The sequence below is a fragment of the Nitriliruptor alkaliphilus DSM 45188 genome (assembly GCF_000969705.1).
GTDB classification, from domain to species: Bacteria; Actinomycetota; Nitriliruptoria; order Nitriliruptorales; family Nitriliruptoraceae; genus Nitriliruptor; species Nitriliruptor alkaliphilus.
In genome coordinates this window covers 1,077,494-1,095,294 of record NZ_KQ033901.1, presented here as the reverse complement: position 1 = coordinate 1,095,294, position 17,801 = coordinate 1,077,494, and the positions used below count along the sequence as shown (strand labels likewise).

The following is a 17,801-nucleotide window of genomic DNA, read 5'->3' as shown; positions in this document are numbered from 1 at the left end:
GTCACGGCCCGCACCCACGGCGGCCGACCTACGTCGGGGACGGTGCGAAACCTCCCGTGACGGTGCTGGTCCGCACCGGCGCCCCACCAGATCGCCCGGGCCATGATGACGTTCACGGCCAACGGGTCGACACTACGCCGGGCAAGCGGCCACAGCCAGGGCACGAACGGCCCACCCCGGACGGCCTAGCCCTGGCAGGGAGCGGCGGCATCAACGCGGGTCGGCCGAGCCCGTCGCCCGCTCATCACCGCGGTGGTGGCAGTCTCGGCTTCCACCCTCCCCGACCGCCAGCAGCCGGGCGATCCGGGCAGGTCTAGCGCACCTCGAGCGAGAGCCGCTGGCGACCGGCCTCGTCGACCCACGTTCGTACCCCGGTGATCTGAGCACCGTCAGCCAGTCGAGCCATCTCGCGCTCGAGGTCGGCCGTGGCGGTCCCGACCGCTCCCATCGTCGTGTCGGCCTCCGACGTCGCCACCGTCGAGCTGTAGCTCTTCCTCACCCGGTCACGTGACGTCCGGCCCTCTCGCCGGCGCGAGACGGCGCCCTCGGTTCGCGCTCGGGAGCAAGCTGCGTTAACTTCTGAGAACGCTTCCTACTCCTGTTCCCTTCCCGCTCTTGTTCCCGTCGAGGACGACATGCGCTCCCGATCCTTCCGCGCTGCCCTGACAGCGCTCGCCGTGACCTCGCTCCTGGCCGGCTGCAGCAGCAGCCCGAGCGGCGGCGGCGCGGCCTCCGGTGCCCCGTCGCCGTCCGGTACCGCGGCGCCGGAGGCTCTGCGGGTCGTCGGCCCGTTCGAGCTGCACAGCATCGATCCGTCGACGGCCGGCGGCTTCTTCACCCGGCTCCAGGTCGCCGAGACCCTCGTCGACGCGGACACCACCGGCGAGCTGCAGCCGGGGCTGGCGACCACCTGGGAGGTGTCCGACGACCAGCTCGTGTGGCGTCTCGAGCTGCGTGAGGGCGCCACCTTCCACGACGGGACCGCGGTCGACGCCGATGCGGTGGCCGCCTCCCTGGACGCCGTCTCGACCCAACCCGACAGCCCGCTGTCGGGCGCCCCGCTCGCCGGCGTCGCCGCCGACGGCGGTGACGTGATCGAGATCACGCTGGACGAACCGTTCGCCCCCCTCCCGGCCGTGCTCGCCCACACCAGCACCCAGATCCTCGCGCCATCCTCGTACGACGACGACGGCACCGTCAGCGAGATCATCGGCTCGGGGCCCTACGAGGTCGAGACCATCCGGCTCCCCGACCGCATCGAGGTCGTCGCCTCGGACCACTGGACCGGCGAGCGCCCCGCCATCGAGCAGATCCACTACGAGGCGGTCGGGCGGGCCGAGACCCGGGCGCTGATGGCCGAGAGCGGCCAGGCGCACGTCACCTTCGGCATGGACCCCGTCAGCCTCCAGCGCCTCGGCGGTGCCGACCAGGTCGACATCGTCTCGGTCACCCTGCCGCGCACCATCCAGTTCAAGGTCAACGCCGACCACGAGGTCCTCGGCGACGTCCGTGTACGCCGTGCCCTCAGCCTCGCGCTCGATCGGGAAGGGATGGCACAGGCGCTGCTTCGCGACCCGGAGATGGCCGCCACCCAGCTGCTGCCCCCCACGCTCGACGGGTGGCACCAGCCGACGATCACCCCGCTGACGCACGACCCGGAGGCTGCCCGCGATCTGCTCGCCGAGGCTGGGTGGCAGCCCGGTCCTGACGGCACCGCCGAGCGTGACGGCCAGCCGCTGCAGCTGACGCTACGGACCTTCACCGACCGGCCCGAGCTGCCCACGTTGGCGACCGCCATCCAGTCGGCGTTCGCCGAGGTCGGCATCGACCTCGACGTCCGGATCGGCAACTCCAGCGACATCCCCGCCGGCCACCAGGACGGCACGCTCGAGCTCGGCCTCTACGCCCGCAACTTCGCGCTCGTGCCCGACCCGCTCGTGACGCTGCTCGGCGACTTCCCGGCCGACGGCGCCGACTGGGGGGCGATGGGCTGGCAGGACGCCGACCTGACCGCCCAGCTCGCCGAGATGGCTGCCGACGCGGACGCCGCCGAGGACCCGGCCGGGCGTCAGCAGGTCGCGCAGATCCTGCAGGACGAGCTACCCGTCGTGCCGGTCGCCTGGTACCGCCAGAGCGCCGTCGTCGACCCGCGACTCACCGGGTTCGAGCTCGACCCGCTCGAGCGGACCTGGCTACTCGCCGACCTCGACTGGGACGCGCGATGACCACGGGCCGGACGCTGCCGCCGCGTGCAGTGGCGGGCCTGCGCGTCCTGCGTCGGCGTCTGATCCAGGCGCTCTGGGTCACGCTGTTCGTCTCGACGCTGAGTTTCGCGATCGTGCAGAGCCTGCCCGGCGACATGGCGTTCCGGATCGCGGCCGGACGGTACGGCTACGACCAGGTGACGGCCGCCACCGCCGACGCGCTACGCGCCGAGCTCGGGCTCGACCGCCCCGCCTGGCAGCAGCTGGTCTCGTGGTGGGGCGACCTCGCCCGCCTGGATCTCGGCGCATCGACGGTGACGGGGCGACCCGTCACCGAGGAGCTCGCGCTCTTCCTGTCGAGCACACTGCAGCTGACCTTCGTCGCGCTCGCGATGTCGGTGACCTTGGGTGTCGTGCTCGGCGTGGCCTCCGTGCTGCGTCGCGGTCGACTGCTCGACCGGTTGGCGACCGTCTGGATCTCGGCGACCCGGGCCACGCCGCCGTTCCTGCTCGGGCTGCTGCTCATCGTGGTGTTCTCGGTCCACCTCGGCTGGCTGCCGGCCACGGGACACGGCCAGGCCCGCAACCTCATCCTGCCCGCCGGCACCCTGGCGATCGGGCTCTCGGGCCTGTTCACCCGCATCACCCGGGACGTGGTCGGCCGCATCCAGGACTCCGACCACGTCGGCTTCGCGGCCACCAAGGGGCTGCCGGTCCGATCGCTGCTGAGCCGACACGTGGCTCGCAACGCCAGCGTGACCCTCCTGGCCTACATCGGCGTGCAGGCCCTGATCCTCATCGAGGGGGTGCTGGTCGTCGAGCTGGTCTTCGCCTGGCCGGGACTCGGTCACGCCCTGGTGCACGCCGTCTTCTGGCGTGACGTCCCGATGCTGCAGGCCACCACCCTGGCGCTCGGGCTGCTGGTGGTCGCCCTCAACACCGCCGTGGATCTGGCGTCGCTCGCCCTCGACCCACGACCGCGCACCCGGGAGGTGGTGGGCCGATGACGTGGCTGCTCCGTCGATGGGCGATGGTCGTGCTCGCCGGACTCGCCCTGTTCGCGATCGTCGGCCCGCTGGTGTGGTCGGACCCGATCGCACAGGAGCTCGGTCGCTCCCTCGATCCGCCGACCCTCGCCGAACCGCTCGGGCGCGACCACCTCGGACGCAGCGTGGTCGCCCGTCTCGCCCACGCCAGCCGCCTCTCGATCCTGCTGGCGGTGGTCGCCGTCACGACCGCGCTGGTCGTCGGCACCCTGACGGGGATCCTCGCCGCGTGGCGAGGTCGCCTGGTCGACACCGTGCTGCACGGGTTGTCCGAGGCGCTCATCGCCCTCCCCGCCCTGCTGCTCGTGCTCGTCTTCGCGGCGATGGCCGACGGTGGCCCCTGGACGCTGTACGTCGGGCTCGCGCTGGCGCAGTGGGTCGAGTACTTCCGCGTGACCCGGGCACGCAGCGGTCTGCTGCTCGCCGGTCCGGCCGTCGAGGCTGCGTCGCTGCTGCAGCTCGGCCCGATCCACGTCCTGCGGCGCCACCTGTGGCCGGACCTCCGGCCGCTGCTCGCGACCATGGCGACCTTCGGGCTCGGTACCTCGATCCTCGCGCTGTCGACCCTCGGGTTCGTGGGCGTCGGCGTCTCACCGCCGACCCCGGAGCTCGGGCTCATGATCACCGAGGCGTTCCCCTTCTACGACGAGGCGCCGCGGCTGTCGATCGCGCCGGTCCTGGTCCTCGGGCTGCTGATGCTCGGCCTCCTCGGGCTGCGCGCACGGGAGGAGACGCCGTGACCATCACCGTCCGCGACCTCGTTGTCACCCACGACGGGCGCCCGCTCGTCGACGTGCCCGAGCTACACCTCCAGCCCGGCCGGCCCGTGACGATCGTCGGCGAGAGCGGCTCCGGCAAGTCCCTGCTCGCCCAGGCGATCATGGGCACGCTCACCCACGACCTGCATCTGCAGGGCCAGCTCGCCATCGACGGCGGCACCCAGGACCTCGGCGACCGTCGACAGCGGCGACGGCTGTGGGGGCGGGTGCTGGCGCTGCTGCCGCAGGAGCCGATGCTGGCCCTCGATCCCACCATGCGCGTGCGTGACCAGGTCGCCGAGGGCGACCGGGCCTTCCGACGCGACCGCCGGGGTGCCCGTCGACGTGCGGAGGCGGCGCTGGATGCGGTCGGGCTCGCCGGGCGGGGTGCGGCGTTCCCGCACACGCTCTCGGGCGGCATGGCGCAGCGGGTGGCGTTCGCCGCCGCCACCATCGGTGGCGCGCCGGTGCTCCTCGCCGACGAACCGTCCAAGGGGCTCGATGCGAAGGCGATCGGCGCCCTCGCCGACCTGCTCCATCGGCACGTCGAGGACGACGGCATCCTGCTGACCATCACCCACGACCTCGGCCTCGCCCGCGAGCTCGGCGGTGACGTGCTGGTGATGAAGGAGGCCACCATCGTCGAGCGTGGCGCCGCCGACCAGGTGCTGACGACCCCGACGCACCCCTACACCCGGCGGCTCCTCGCCGCCGAGCCGCGCAGCTGGGACCACGGTTGGATGGGCGCCGCCCCGGCGGACCGGGGCGAGGCCGCCGAGCTCGTGACCGCGACCGGCATCGGCAAACGGTTCGGTGACACCGAGCTGTTCGCGGACCTGTCGCTGACCGTCCGCGCCGGCGAGCGCGTCGCGATCAGCGGCCCGAGCGGTTCGGGGAAGACCACCCTCGGCAACGTGCTCGCGCGCCTGCTGCCACCCGACACCGGCGAGGTCCGCCACGCCGCAGCGCTCGGCGGTGGTCGCCTGCAGAAGCTCTACCAGGACCCCGCGCTCGCCTTCCCGGCGCAGGTCAGCCTCGGCGCCTCGATGGGCGACGTGGTCCGTCGGCACCGGATCGACCCACGACGCACCGACGCACTGCTCGAGGAACTGCACCTGCCCGGCTCGCTCCTCGAGCGCCGGCCCGGTCAGGTCTCGGGCGGGGAGCTGCAGCGGCTCGCGATCATCCGCGCGATGCTCCTCGAACCGGCGTTCCTGTTCGCCGACGAACCCACGTCGCGCCTCGATCTGATCAGCCAGGAACGGACCATCACCGCGCTGCTGGAGCAGGTCGACGCGCACGGCTGTGCGCTGCTGATCGTGACCCACGACGCGGGGCTCGCCGAGGCGGTGGCCCACCGCCACCTCGACCTCGACGACCTGGATCAGGCCACGGCCTTCGCCGGCAGCGGTTCGCCGTAGGCTCGCCGCCCGGTCGTGGACGTCGCGGCCGATCAGCGAGGAGCGACGATGGCTGCCCCCGACCGCTCCGTCGAGAACGGCGCGGAGGACGACCCTCGCGCGCGGTGGAACGCTCGGCACCGCGAACGGGTCCGTGACGCCACCGACCCGGCCGAGCCAGCGACCTTCCTGACCGAGCGGGCCGACCTGTTGCCCGAAGGTGGTCGGGCGTTGGACGTCGCCGGCGGTACGGGCCGCAACGCCCTGTGGCTGGCCGGTCGCGGCCTCGACGTCACGCTGGTCGACGTCTCCGACACCGCCTGCGCGGAGGCGACCGCGCGCGCCGTCGCGACGGGGATCTCCCTCGACGTGGTGCGCGCCGACCTCACCGTCGACCCGGTCCCCGCCGGGCCGTGGGACGTGATCGTGGTCCACCACTTCCTCGACCGCGACCTGTGGCGCCGTCTACCGAGCCACCTCGCCGCCGGAGGCCTGCTGTTCGCGTGCCAGGCGACGGTCACCAACCTCGAACGTCACGGCCGTCCGGGACGACGCTGGCTCCTCGACGATGGCGAGGTGGCGACGCTGGCCGCCGACCTGCGTGCGGCGGACCCCGACCTCGAGGTCCTCGAGATGACCGAGGGCTGGACCGCCGAGGGCCGCCACGAGGCACGCCTCGTCCTGCGCCGTCGGGGGTGACCCGGGCGACGCCGGACGTCACGGTTCGCAGGTGACCACCAGACCACGTGCCTGGCTGGTTCCACCGGACTCCGCTCCGGCGAGCACGCACGCGGCGGATCCGGTCAGGGGTGGCCCGCCCATCCCGGGCTGGTTGCGGTAGCCCCACGAGTTCACCGACACGATCGGCCCGTCGCCGTTGGAGACCGGCTGCAGCCACGGGCCGCCGGAGGCGCCGCCCGACAACCCGCACTGCGACAGCCACAGGGACCCGTAGGAGGACTCGGAGCCGAGGCCCTCGGCGCAGTACATGAGCTTCGGGTCCTCGCTGTAGGAGTACCCGAGGGCGTGGGTCAGCTCGGACATCTTGGCGGCCGCGAACTGGATCGACAGCGTCCCGGCGGCGTCGGCGAGCACCTCCGAGGTACCGAGCTTGAAGCCGGCGGTGTGCGCGCCCTCGTCCGGGACGACGTAGTAGGCGTAGTCCCACGGGATGTTGGCCGGGAAGGTCTGCGTCGTCCACTCGACGTCGACGACCCCATGCGATGGGGCCCAGCAGCCGAGCGGGTCGTTGCCGCAGTTCAGGTCGGTGCCGGAGCCGGTCGTGTTGGCCTGGTCGGGGATGAACAGCACGTTGCGCGCGAAGACCTTGTTCACGTCGTCGTAGACGCAGTGGGCGGCGGTCAGCACGATCGAGCTGGCGGTGGCGGCCTCCTCGATGACCGTGCCGGAGCAGACGTACCCGTTCCACCGGTTGCCTCGGGCGGGCATCTCGAAGTAGATCCGTCCGGCGGCGGTCTGGACGGCGCCACCATCGGTCCACTTGCTGTTGGTCACCACGTCGCCGTCGGCCGGCGGCGTCCCCCCCGATCCGAGGTCGACGGTGAAGTCGAACTTGTCGGTGGTCGTGGTGTTACCGCCCTTCCTCTCGCGGTCCCTGGCGACCACGTGCCAGGCCCAGTCGCCTTCCGAGAACCCCTGGAGGGTGACCTCCCACCGGTCGTTGCCGACGTGGCTCGGGTTGAACGAGCCGGTGCGGCCGTCGGGGTAGGTGATCACGAACGACACCGACCTGATCCCGCTCGGGGCCGTGATCGTGGCACCGAACGTGGCCGAGGCACCGATCGTGGCTTGGTGGGCGGGGAGCCGGTCGGTGACCTTCGGCCCAACGGCGTCCGCCTCGGCCGTACCGCTACCGCCACCGCCGGGGTTGCTCGGCTTGCTCTGGGGCGCGGGTACCGCCTGCACGGTCGGCGGGCGGTCGCGTTCGGCGTGCCCGTGCGGTTCGAGCGTCCCGTCCGCGCGTCGCAGGTAGCCGAGGCCACGCTCGTCGACGACGAGGTCGCGCGGGACGGCGGCGGCCATCCGCTCGGCCGTCCAGTGCTCGGCCGGCGACGGATCACCCGGCGCCGCCGAGGCACCGCTCGGCGGGACCACGAGCGTCGCCGCGAGCAGCGCCACCAGCGCTGCGACGAGCACGAACGGACGCACACCACGCACGGTCGCCATCTGTCTGCCCCTCCCGGCGGTCGCCCGCCGCCTGTCCCCAACAGCCACGGCGGCGACCGCGACCCTCACCGCGGACGACGCCTGCCTGCACGGCTTAGCGCAGCCGAGGCCCGCTGTCCGCTGCACGACGGCGTCAGCGCATCCCGGTGGCGCGCCCCGCGCGTCACGGCCCGAGCGCGTCGAGGTCCAGCAGCTCGAGGAACTGGTCGAACCCGGCGCGGATCCGTGCCGTGTCCATGCCGCGTGCTTGCCGCTGGTGGAGGTGCAGGTTGGCCGCGAACGGCGCGAGCAGCACGTCGGCGAGGTAGCTCGCGTCGAGGTGCGGGGATGCTGCGGTGAGCAGCGTCGCCAGGTGGGTGTGCTGGACCTCGTAGGCGGCGCTGAACCGACCCGCGTGCTTGAGGCGCTCGACCAGCGCCAGCAGGGCGGCGTGCTCGTCGTTGCGTTCGACGAGCGTCCGGAGGAAGGCCCGGATGCGTTCCGCCGGTGGGGCACCGGGCCCGAGCGGCGGGGGGCCCGACAGGAACGCGGTCTGGAACGCGGCCTCGCCCTCGTCGGCCAGGGCCCACGCGAGACCGGCGAGGTCGCCGAAGCGGCGGTAGACGGTACCGACGCCCACCTCCGCCTCGCGCGCCACCGCGTCCATCGTCAGGCCCGCGGTCCCCGACCGGGCCAGGAGGGCGCGAGCCGCCGCCAGGATGCGCCGCCGGTTGCGAGCCGCGTCCGCACGCTCGGGGGGCCCCCCGGCCATGGGCAACGCCAGACCCACGAGGGGCGCGCGCCCCTCCTCCGGCCCCGACGCCACCAGCCGCTCCTCACCGCTCGGTCCGTGGAGAGCCTAACGCCGGCGATCCGCACCCCCGGTTGCAAGCGGAGACGTCTCCGTTTAGCGTAACCGGAGACGTCTCCACTTATGAGCCTCGGACCAGGAGCAGATCCGTGACGCAAGTGTTCGAACCCACCACCCTCGCCGGCACCCCGCTCGCCAACCGTCTGGTCATGGCCCCGATGACCCGCTCGCGGGCCGGCGTCGGCGGGGTCCCAACCGCGCTGACAGCCACCTACTACGCCCAGCGTGCGAGCGCCGGGCTGATCGTGACCGAGGCCACCCAGCCGAGCCCGACCGGTCAGGGCTACTTCGACACGCCCGGCCTGCACGCACCAGCGCAGGTCGCCGGGTGGCGCCCCGTGGTCGACGCGGTCCACGCCGAAGGTGGCCGGATCGTCGCCCAACTGATGCACGTGGGACGGATCGCGCACCCCGACAACAAGGCCGGGCTCGAGACGGTCGCCCCGAGCGCCATCGCCGCGCCCGGCGCCATCTTCACGCGCTCAGGCATGCAGCCCCACCCCGTGCCCCGCGCGCTCGAGACCGATGAGATCGGCGGGGTCGTCGCCGACTTCGCCCAGGCGGCCGCGAACGCCATCGCCGCGGGCTTCGACGGGGTGGAACTGCACGGCGCCAACGGCTACCTGCTCCACGAGTTCCTCGTCCCGTCGGCCAACCAGCGCAGCGACCGGTACGGCGGCTCGCCGGAGGCTCGCGTCCGCTTCCCGCTGGAGGTCGCAGCCGCGGTCGCTGACACGATCGGTCCGGAGCGGCTCGGCTACCGGATCTCGCCGGCCAACGGCGCGGGTGGCCTCGTCGAGGACGATCACGACGACCTGGCCGCGACGTACGGGGCGCTCGCCGACGGGTTCGCCGATCTCGGCCTCGGCTACCTCCACCAGACGTGGAACGACGACGTCGCTGACGTGCTCCGCGACGTCCGGCAACGTTTCGGCGGCCCGGTGATGGTCAACGACTCGTCGGTGACCTCGCCGGAGGCGGCACAGGCCCTGCTCGACGACGGCCGGGCCGACCTCGTCTCGGTGGGTCGCGCGTTCCTCGCCAACCCCGACCTCGTCCGGCGCTGGCAGCTCGGTGCGCCCCTGAACGAGCCCGACCCCGCCACGTTCTACGGCGGGGACGAGCGCGGGTACACCGACTACCCGACCCTCGACGAGACCGACGCCATCGCGTCCTGAGAGGAGCAGACCGTGATCAGCTGGGCGTACATCTACGAACACCCCGGGACCGACCCGGTGGCGGACCGATACGTGATCGAACGCGACGGGCAGCGCACCCTGCTGATCCCCATCCCCGATCCCTCGGTGGCGCCACAGGTGGCCGAGCAGCTCGTCGCGGACGGCGTCCGCCTCATCGAGCTGTGTGGCGGCTTCGGGGCCGTGGACGCCGCCGCCGTGACGTCCGCCGTCGGGGACCGAGTCCCCGTGGGGCACGTCACCTTCGCGGTCGATGCCGCCGCGGGCGTCGTGGCCTACGGCGAGGCGTTCGAGGCCGCGACGAGCGGTTGATCCGCTGGACGGCGGTGCCCCTCGGCCGAGCTGGGCCGAGGGGCGCTCCCGGCTCAGGCCGTGGCGTCGAGGCCCCACGAGACCACGCGATCGGGGTGGACGCGGATCACCGCCGGTGGGCCCACGATCGCCTCGGCGCGGCCGCGGACCTCGACGCCGCGCGGCTGCCAGGGGGGCACCACGTCGTCGATGACGACGGCGGCACGCCCCGTGGCACGCACGTCACGGAACTTCTTGGTCCGCTCGAGTTGCCGCCCTCCGAGCACCAGTGCGTCGAGGTCCTCGTCGTAGGACCAGCCGGACGGCACCACGTGCGGCGAGCCGTCGGCACCCACCGTGGCGATGCGCGCCAGACCGCGCGCCTCGGCGAGGTAGCGCCGCTCGTCAGGGTCGAAGGAGCTCACGGTGGGTCCCTTCCCGTGGGTCAGGCGGCGTGCCGCAGGGCACGCGCCGTGAGGAGGGCGGCGGCGACCTCGACGAGGCGCGACCCCTGGTAGCGCGCGGCGGCCAGCACCTGGGGGGTCGCCGCGCCGATGTGCGATGCGTGCGCCGTCCCGTACGGGTTGCCGCCCGCCGCATCGACGACGTCGTGGGTGTAGCCCGGGGGCACGATGACCGTCCCCCAGTGGTACATGGTGTTGTAGAGCGCGAGCAGGGTCGACTCGTTGCCGCCGTGGTCGTTGATCGCCGAGGTGAACGCGGTGGACGGCTTGTCGGCGAGCTGCCCCGTCGCCCAGAGCGACGCCGTGGTGTCGATGAACTGCTTCAGCTGCGAGGCGACGTTGCCGAACCGTGCCGGGGTACCGAACGCGTAACCGTCCGCCCACGCGAGGTCGTCGAGGGTCGCGGCCGGCACGTCGGCGGTCGCGTCGGCGTGCGCCCGCCACTGCGGGTTGCTGTCGATCGCCTCGGGGGGCGCGAGCTCGGCCACCTTGCGCAGACGCACCTCGGCGCCGGCCTCCTCGGCCCCGGCGGCGAGGGCCACGGCCAGCTCGTGCACGTTGCCAGTGGACGAGTAGTAGATGACGGCGATGCGGGGTTCCATGTCAGCTCCCGTGGGGTGTGGGTGGTGCACCCGTCCCCGGGTCGGAGACGGAGATCGATCCGGCAGGGTCGACGAGGCGCGGCGAGCGGCGACCAGGCCCGGCACGTCCGCCGGCGAGGAGCAACGCGCCGGCGCTGGCAGCGGCGACGAGCGCTCCGAGGACGACACCGAGCCGCATGCCACCTGGCGCGTAACCGGATGACGCCCACGCGGCGGTCGCCGTGGCCGGGCCGGCGGCCAGGCCGACGAGGCGGGCGAGGTTGGTGCTCGCCGACGTCGTACCGAGGGCCGAGTCGTCGACCAACGACAGCGCGAAGGTCTGGTTGGGTGTGACGAACAGCCCGAAGGTCGCACCGACGATGGCGAGCCGCACCGCGACGCCCGGCGCGGACCAGCCGGTGTCGAGCGGCGCGAGCAGGAGCATCGCCGCGGCGAGGAGCGCGGCGCCGACCACCGCGACCGATCGCGGCGACCACCGATCGGCGGCCCAGCCGGACACCGGCCCCATCACCGCCGTGGCCGCGGGGTAGGCCAGCATCGTCGCGCCGATGACCGCGGCCGTCGCCCCGAGCTGTTCACGCAGGAAGAACGGCGTCAGGAACTGGACGGCCAGGACGGCGAGGTAGGTGCCGGCGAACGCACCGTGCGCGGCCAGCATCGGAACCGATGCCAGCAGGGCGCGCAGATCGCGGGCCCCCGCCGTGCGCCACCAGAGCGCGGCCAGCACGAGCCCGACCGGCACGAGCCACAGCGTGGCGAGCCTGCCGTCGTCCGAGGGGGTGAGGCCGAGGAGCAGTGCCACAGCCGTCCCGCCGAGGAGCAGCACGTCGGTCGCCCAACCCCGTTCGGGTCGCCGGAGCGGTCCACCCTGATCGGTCCGGGCACGGACGATGACGATGACGAGCGCCGCCACGGGCAGGTTGACCAGGAAGATCCACGGCCACCCCCACCGGTCGACGAGCAGGCCGCCGAGCGCGGGTCCGCTCATGCCACCGAGCGGCGCCAGTGTCGCCACGACCGCCAACGCGCGACCACGCACCTCGGGGCGGACAGCCGTGGCCGCCAGCGCTGGGGCGGAGGCGAGCAGCAGCGCTCCGGCGGCCCCCTTGCCGACCCGGGCGAGCACCAGCCAGGCGGTCGTCGGCGCCACCGCTGCGGCCACGCTGGCGATCGCGAAGATCGTGACCGACAGCAGCAAGGCGGGGCGGAGTCCGACCCGGTCGACCCACCGGCCGGCGCGCAGCGAGAGGGCGATCAGCGGGACGAGGTAGCCGAGCATCACCCACTGCGCGGCGCCGCGGGGCAGGTCGAGATCCTCGGCGATGGCAGGCAGCGCGACCAGCACGATGGTGGTGTCGAGCTGCGCCATGAAGATCACGAGGCCGGCAGCGACCACCAACGACCAGCGGTCGGCCTCGTGTGCCGTCACGGCGCTCACGGTGACGGCCGCTTCGACATTGGTCCCCCTCCGTGGGTGGTGATGGGTGCGTCGTGCCGCCCGTCGGTGACCTCGCTCGCGGTGGGCGTGGGCAGAGGACGAGGGACCGCCGCGGTTCGTGACAGGGTCGTGCAGAACGCCGACGATCCGACCGCTCGCCGCTCACCGGCCCCGGGGTCGCGCACGCTGCGGAGGGCGGCGAGGCCTGCTGTGCAGACCAGCCCGATGAGCAGGCAGAGCGCGGGGAACCCGAACAGCACGACGACCACGCCGGCGAGCGGGGCGCCGAGGCCGGCTCCCGCCTCCTTGGCGAGCTCGGCTCCGGCCTCCACACCGAGGCGGTCGGTCTCGGCGGTCGTCGTCGCGATCAGGGCGCTCCCCCCGACGACCGCAGCGTTCCAGCCGATGCCGAGGGCCAGCAGGAGGAGGCCCGCCCCGAACGCATCCGTCGCGCCCGTCGCGGCCCAGCCGGTCGCGGTCAGCACGAGCACGGCCAGGCCGGCGTGGCCGACCCGCTGACCACCGATGCGGTCGGTGAGCCACCCGCTCAGCGGCGAGGGGCAGAACATGCCCGCGACGTGGAGGCCGACCAGGCCACCGACGAGGTGCAGCCCGTGACCGTGGTGGGTGAGGTGCACCGGGATGACGACCATGATCGCGGTCATGGCGAGGTTGGCGATCGCCAGCAACGCCCCGGCACGGCGCACCGGGCCCGGTCCCAGGAGAAGGTCGCGGACACGGCGAGCGCGCCGCTCGCGGTCGGGGACGGGGTCGCGGCGTCCCGCGAGGCGTCCGAGGACGAGGCCCGCCGTCAGGAACGCCGGTACGGCGAGGAGGTAGAGGCCGACGACCGCAGGGAGGCCCAGCGCCCTCGCGACCCCCGCCGTCGGCCCGAGCAGGTAGGACCCGCCGACCGCTCCGACCGTGACGCTGCCGAGCACCAGCCCGAGCGCGCGGCCCCGCCGGTCGGGGGCGACGAGATCCGCGGCCGCGTAGCGGGAGAGGAACACCGCGGCGTTCGGCCCGCCGAGCAGGAGGCTGCCGACCAGCACCAGGGCGAGGTTGGCGCGCGCCGCCGCCACGATCACGAGCACCGCGCCCACGCCACCGAAGCCGTACGCGATCGCCAGGGCCGAGAGGCGACCGATCCGACGGCCGAGCCGTCCGACCGCCACGATGCTGAGCGCCGATCCCGTCGCCAGCGCCGTCAGCGGCAGCCCCGAGGTCGATCCGCTCCCGCTGAGGGACGTCGCAACCAGCGCTCCCGCCGACCCACCTGCGGCGAGCCCGAAGCTGCCGATGGTGGTCGCTCCCACGAGCCAGCCGAGCGCGATGCGGGCGTCGCCGCGGCCGCTTCGGTCGTCCATCCGCTCGCTCCCCGTGGTGAGGTCGAGGACGCTACGGAGCCGCATCGCGCGGGTGAACGGGCGGAGGCGGTGTCCACCACGCGTCTGACCTCACGATCGGAAGGTGTCGGGCCGGTCCGACCTCGCGATCGCTCGAGACGCCCTCCGACCCCTCGCTTACGCTCGGCGACGTCGACACACCCGGGGGGGTGAGGCACGTGGAGCTGGACAGCACCGACTGGCGGATCCTCGAGGAACTGCAGGCTGACGCGCGCCTGTCCTACAACCAGCTCAGCCGCCGGGTGAATCTGTCCGCGCCGGCGGTCGCGGAACGCGTGCGTCGGCTCGAGGCGGCCCGCGTGATCACCGGCTACCACGCGCGGGTCGATGCTGCGGAGGCCGGGTCCCCGATAGGCGCGTTCGTGCAGATGCGCTGCAGCATCGGTCGCTGCCTGCTGAAGACCACCGAGGCGAGCGACTACCCCGAGGTCGTCGAGGTCCACAAGCTCAGCGGCGACCACTGCTCGATGCTGCGCGTGCGGACCGCTTCGATGGCGCACTTCGAGAGCCTCATCGAGCGGCTCGGAGCCCACGGCGAGATGCGGACCTCCATCGTGCTGTCGACGCAGTACGACGGCCGCCCGGTCGCGCCACCCGAGGCGCTGCCCGACGTCACGATCGCCCCCTCCGAGGGGTGGGCGAAGGGCTGACAGCCGACGGGAGGGGAGGTCCGTCAGCGGGCCCTGCCGCGTGGCGGACCGGCGCGGCCCGGGCCACCGCCGTCAGGTGATCGGGTCGAGGTCGCGTGGGAGCTTGTCGGGGTTCATGACCAGGTCGATCTCGGTGATGCGGCCACCGGCCTCGGCGAAGCCCATGACTGCCACCGTCCGGCCGTCCTCGGTGGTGACCAGCCCGGGCTGGCCGTTGACGGTCCGGACGTGCTGACGCATGTGCACGCGCTTGGCCGCCATGGCCAGCACGAAGCGTGCGACCGCTTCGGCACCTTCCAGTGGCGTGCGACGGGCGGTGACCTTCCCTCCGCCGTCGGAGCGCAGCACGACCTCAGGGTCGAGCACGGCCAGCAACTCGGCCAGGTCCCCGGTCTCCGCCGCGTGCGTGAAGGCCTCGACGGCCCGGCGGTGCTGCGTCTCGTCCGCGTCGAACCGCGGGGCACGTGCCTCGACGTGGGCTCGTGCACGCGCCGCCAGCTGCCGGCACGCGGCGGGCGTGCGACCGACGACCTCCGCGATCTGATCAAACGGCAGCTTGAAGACGTCGTGCAGCACGAACGCGGTGCGCTCGGCCGGGGACAGCGACTCGAGCACGACCAGCAGCGCCATGTTCACCGAGTCGTCGAGCGTGACGTGGTCCGCGGGGTCCATCGGGCCGGCGCCGTCGACGATCGGCTCGGGTAGCCACTCGCCGACGTACCGCTCGCGGCGCGCCCGAGCCGACTTGAGCACGTCGTAACAGATGCGGGTGGTCACGATGGTCAGCCACGCTTCGACGTCGTCGACCTCGTCCATCGCGGTCCGGTGCACCCGTAGCCAGGTCTCCTGCACGGCGTCCTCGGCCTCGGACACGGTGCCGAGCAGTCGGTAGGCGACCCCGAGCAGGTAGCGACGGCGGCGTTCGAAGACGTCCGCGATCGGCTCCTGCATCGAGGTCCCGCCTCCGGGTCCGGTTCGCGTCGCCGTCACCGGGCCGCCACCGGTGCGACGCTCACGAAGTCTGCCGTCACCCCGTCTCGGAAGGTGCGGAACCGTGGCTGCCAGCGCAGCGCGTCCTTCGCCCGAGCGTTGGAGGCGCCGGCCAGACCGTTCATGAACGTGACGCCGAAGGGACCGACGGCCAGCCGAGCGACCGCAGCCGGGAACCGCGGCGGTCGGCGTGCGCCGAGCAGATCGGCGAACCACGGCAGCCACTCGCTCAGCCGGAGCGGATCGTCGTCCACCACGTTGAAGGTGCCCGTCACCGGGCGGTCGAGCGCAGCGAGGATGGCGGTGGCGGCGTCCTCGACGTGCACGAAGGAGAAGCGCGACGCGCCGCGGCCGACGATCGGCACCTTGCGCGCTCGGACCGACTCGGTCATCGACCCCTCGGGGGCGTAGATCGTGCCGGGCCCGTAGAGGTGTCCGAAGCGCAGCACCGTGCCACCGGCGTCCCGCGTCCGGATCTCCAACTCGCGCAGGGCTTCCATGACCGGCGCGAACACCTTCGGCGGGTTCACCCACAGCGCAGCGTCCTCGGTGCGGATCGCGTCGCCCTGCTGGTAGGCGTAGGCGAGCCCCTCCGCCACGATGCGGGACACGCCGGTCGCCTCGGCCGCGGCGACCAGGTTGGCCGTGCCCTCGGTGCGCAGCCGGTTGGTCGGCCCGAACTGCTCGCCGATCCTCCTCGGGTCGATCGGGTCGGGGATCGCGGTGGCCACGTGCACGATCGCGTCCGGCCGGTGCTGGTCGACGACGCGGTGGACGGCGTCGACGTCGAGCAGGTCGAGACGCACCCTCGTGGTGTTCGGGAGGCCGTCGACCGAGCCGGGGCGGGCGCTGCGGCTGGCCGCCAGGACCTCGTGGCCGCTGGCGGCCAACAACGGGACCAGCGGACGTCCGAGCACACCGGTCGCGCCGACGATCAGGGTCCTCATTCTCGTTCCTCTCGGGTGGGGTCGTGGAGAGAGGACGAGACGGCCGGCCACGGCGTGACACCGTGGCGCGCCCCGACGTCAGGGGCGACCGGTGACCGCCGCGGTCCGCAGGTCGCGGACCGCAACGTCGACCGTGCCCTGGCCGCAGACGCGGCACTCGGCGCGGCGCCGCACCGCGTACGCCGCGGCAGCGACCGCTAGGGCGACACCCGCGGGCAGCAGGGCACCGAACGCCACCACGTGCATGCCGACGTCGGCGCCCGACGCGACGCCGCCACCTCGTCCACCCAACGCACCCGTCAGCGCCCCCATCAGGGTCCCTCGGCCGAGGGCGACGAACCCGATCGTGACGACGATGGCTGGGGCGACCGCGGCTGCGATGGGCACGCGTCGTCCCGCCAGCCCGAGCATCCAACGGGGGACGTGCACGCCCCAGTCCCGCACGAGCCCCGCGATGAGCACGGCCCCGACCAGCCCGGCCAGGCCGAGCGCGATCCCGGCCTCGACGCCTTCCTCCTGGAGTTGCGCCCACGTCTCCGCATCCACGCCGATCCGGATCCCGAACAGCCACGGGATCCGCATGGCGGGGTAGATCAGCAGGCCGCCCGCCGCGACCCACGACGCGACCTGACCGGTGCGGAGCGCCCGTGAACGGGTCCGGGCCTCGTCGGTGACCGACCAGCCGGGGGTACGTCCGCACGTGACACACGCCGCACGCTCGGCGCGGCGGTAGCGCAGCGCCGCGTTCCCCCAGAGCACCGCTCCGAGCGTCGCCGTCAGCTGGAAGATGGTGTCGGGCCGGGTCACCGCCGCGACGAAGGCGGGCAGCAGGGCGGGCTCGAACCATGCGAGGAAGGGCAGCACCACCGTGTAGCCGAGGAACGCGAGCAGCGAGCCGTGGAGCAGCACCAGCGTCAGCGCCGCGACGATCCCCCACGCCGCCAAGAGCGGTGCGCTCGGGACGACAGCCGCGGGCCCGTGCCAGGTGCGCCGCATCACGAGGGCGCACGCCACGCCGGCGAGAGCGACCACGAGCGTGAACGCCGTCCCGATCAGCGGGTCCGAGGTGTTGAAGACCGCACCGATGGCGATCTGGTCCGCATCACCGAACGGGTGGGGCAGCAGGTCGAGGGCCCAGGAGATGGCCGTCACCGCCGTGGCGATCGACCACAGCAGGGCGAACAGCACGCTGCGCGGCAACGGGTGCGGCGCCTGTGGCGACACGTCGTCGGGCTGGCGGGATCGGTCGAGCTGCGTGGGTGGCACGGGGTCCTCCTCGAGGGGTGGATCGGGAGCCACAACGTCCGGCACCACGCGGGTCGCCACCTCCCGCGTGGTGGGGAACCTGCTCCCCCGTGCGAGGGAGGCGACG

At 73.3% G+C, this 17,801-nt stretch carries 18 protein-coding genes; 8 read left to right on the top strand and 10 right to left on the bottom strand.

Annotated elements, in window-relative coordinates; translation table 11 throughout:
* Positions 1 to 313: 313 nt before the first annotated feature.
* Positions 314 to 499 carry a hypothetical protein gene (locus tag NITAL_RS05145; RefSeq protein ID WP_052665073.1) on the bottom strand — a complete coding sequence of 62 codons (186 nt, stop codon included), beginning with the start codon at positions 497 to 499 and terminating at the stop codon, positions 314 to 316.
* A 136-nt stretch (positions 500 to 635) separates the two neighbouring features.
* Here NITAL_RS05145 and NITAL_RS05140 point away from each other — a divergent pair, with 136 nt between their 5' ends.
* From NITAL_RS05140 to NITAL_RS05120, 5 genes are read left to right on the top strand one after another with little or no spacing between them, the layout of a single operon-like run.
* Complete coding sequence (locus tag NITAL_RS05140; protein WP_083441237.1) at positions 636 to 2,225, top strand: ABC transporter substrate-binding protein; 1,590 nt, start codon at positions 636 to 638, stop codon at positions 2,223 to 2,225.
* Positions 2,222 to 3,211, top strand: a complete 990-nt coding sequence (locus NITAL_RS05135; RefSeq protein ID WP_052665072.1) for an ABC transporter permease — start codon at positions 2,222 to 2,224, stop codon at positions 3,209 to 3,211. Before NITAL_RS05140 ends, NITAL_RS05135 begins: the two co-directional genes overlap by 4 nt.
* Positions 3,208 to 3,990, top strand: coding sequence for an ABC transporter permease (locus NITAL_RS05130; RefSeq protein WP_052665071.1), 783 nt, complete (start codon positions 3,208 to 3,210; stop codon positions 3,988 to 3,990). The genes NITAL_RS05135 and NITAL_RS05130 overlap by 4 nt, the downstream gene beginning before the upstream one ends.
* Positions 3,987 to 5,429, top strand: a complete 1,443-nt coding sequence (locus NITAL_RS05125; RefSeq protein ID WP_052665070.1) for an ABC transporter ATP-binding protein — start codon at positions 3,987 to 3,989, stop codon at positions 5,427 to 5,429. Before NITAL_RS05130 ends, NITAL_RS05125 begins: the two co-directional genes overlap by 4 nt.
* A 48-nt stretch (positions 5,430 to 5,477) precedes the next feature.
* Positions 5,478 to 6,107 carry a class I SAM-dependent methyltransferase gene (locus tag NITAL_RS05120; RefSeq protein WP_052665069.1) on the top strand — a complete coding sequence of 210 codons (630 nt, stop codon included), beginning with the start codon at positions 5,478 to 5,480 and terminating at the stop codon, positions 6,105 to 6,107.
* 18 nt (positions 6,108 to 6,125) lie between these two features.
* On the opposite strand, the gene NITAL_RS05115 is transcribed toward NITAL_RS05120, so the two are convergent.
* Positions 6,126 to 7,577 carry a trypsin-like serine peptidase gene (locus tag NITAL_RS05115; RefSeq protein ID WP_157041624.1) on the bottom strand — a complete coding sequence of 484 codons (1,452 nt, stop codon included), beginning with the start codon at positions 7,575 to 7,577 and terminating at the stop codon, positions 6,126 to 6,128.
* 181 nt (positions 7,578 to 7,758) lie between these two features.
* A complete protein-coding gene (locus NITAL_RS05110) occupies positions 7,759 to 8,400 on the bottom strand; it encodes a TetR/AcrR family transcriptional regulator (RefSeq protein ID WP_211262208.1) in 642 nt (213 codons plus the stop codon).
* 134 nt (positions 8,401 to 8,534) lie between these two features.
* On the opposite strand from NITAL_RS05110, the gene NITAL_RS05105 reads away from it, so the two are divergent.
* A complete protein-coding gene (locus tag NITAL_RS05105; protein ID WP_083441236.1) occupies positions 8,535 to 9,623 on the top strand; it encodes an alkene reductase in 1,089 nt (362 codons plus the stop codon).
* A 12-nt stretch (positions 9,624 to 9,635) separates the two neighbouring features.
* Positions 9,636 to 9,953, top strand: coding sequence for a DUF6506 family protein (locus NITAL_RS05100; RefSeq protein WP_052665067.1), 318 nt, complete (start codon positions 9,636 to 9,638; stop codon positions 9,951 to 9,953).
* A 53-nt stretch (positions 9,954 to 10,006) separates the two neighbouring features.
* Here the strand turns inward: NITAL_RS05100 and NITAL_RS05095 are convergent, their stop codons facing one another.
* Genes NITAL_RS05095 through NITAL_RS05080 form a run of 4 tightly spaced genes read right to left on the bottom strand, consistent with a single transcriptional unit; the run spans position 10,007 to position 13,803 of the window.
* Complete coding sequence (locus NITAL_RS05095) at positions 10,007 to 10,357, bottom strand: PPOX class F420-dependent oxidoreductase (RefSeq protein WP_052665066.1); 351 nt, start codon at positions 10,355 to 10,357, stop codon at positions 10,007 to 10,009.
* A 20-nt stretch (positions 10,358 to 10,377) separates the two neighbouring features.
* The gene (gene wrbA / locus NITAL_RS05090) at positions 10,378 to 10,998 is read right to left on the bottom strand and encodes an NAD(P)H:quinone oxidoreductase (RefSeq protein ID WP_052665065.1); all 621 of its coding nucleotides are present in this window, start codon (positions 10,996 to 10,998) and stop codon (positions 10,378 to 10,380) included.
* Position 10,999: 1 nt separating this feature from the next.
* Complete coding sequence (locus tag NITAL_RS05085) at positions 11,000 to 12,427, bottom strand: MFS transporter (RefSeq protein WP_157041623.1); 1,428 nt, start codon at positions 12,425 to 12,427, stop codon at positions 11,000 to 11,002.
* Positions 12,428 to 12,432: 5 nt separating this feature from the next.
* A complete protein-coding gene (locus NITAL_RS05080; protein ID WP_169786727.1) occupies positions 12,433 to 13,803 on the bottom strand; it encodes an MFS transporter in 1,371 nt (456 codons plus the stop codon).
* A 203-nt stretch (positions 13,804 to 14,006) separates the two neighbouring features.
* Here NITAL_RS05080 and NITAL_RS05075 point away from each other — a divergent pair, with 203 nt between their 5' ends.
* Positions 14,007 to 14,492 carry an AsnC family transcriptional regulator gene (locus NITAL_RS05075; RefSeq protein ID WP_052669435.1) on the top strand — a complete coding sequence of 162 codons (486 nt, stop codon included), beginning with the start codon at positions 14,007 to 14,009 and terminating at the stop codon, positions 14,490 to 14,492.
* A gap of 72 nt (positions 14,493 to 14,564) precedes the next feature.
* Here the strand turns inward: NITAL_RS05075 and sigJ are convergent, their stop codons facing one another.
* The 3 genes from sigJ to NITAL_RS05060 all read right to left on the bottom strand — a co-directional run bounded on the left by sigJ (position 14,565) and on the right by NITAL_RS05060 (position 17,695).
* Entirely contained in the window at positions 14,565 to 15,443 is an 879-nt protein-coding gene (gene sigJ, locus NITAL_RS05070; protein WP_211262206.1) for an RNA polymerase sigma factor SigJ, read from the bottom strand.
* Between the two features lie 35 nt (positions 15,444 to 15,478).
* Entirely contained in the window at positions 15,479 to 16,429 is a 951-nt protein-coding gene (locus NITAL_RS05065) for an NAD-dependent epimerase/dehydratase family protein (RefSeq protein WP_052665062.1), read from the bottom strand.
* Positions 16,430 to 16,507: 78 nt separating this feature from the next.
* A complete protein-coding gene (locus NITAL_RS05060; RefSeq protein ID WP_052665061.1) occupies positions 16,508 to 17,695 on the bottom strand; it encodes a hypothetical protein in 1,188 nt (395 codons plus the stop codon).
* Between the last annotated feature and the right edge of the window lie 106 nt (positions 17,696 to 17,801).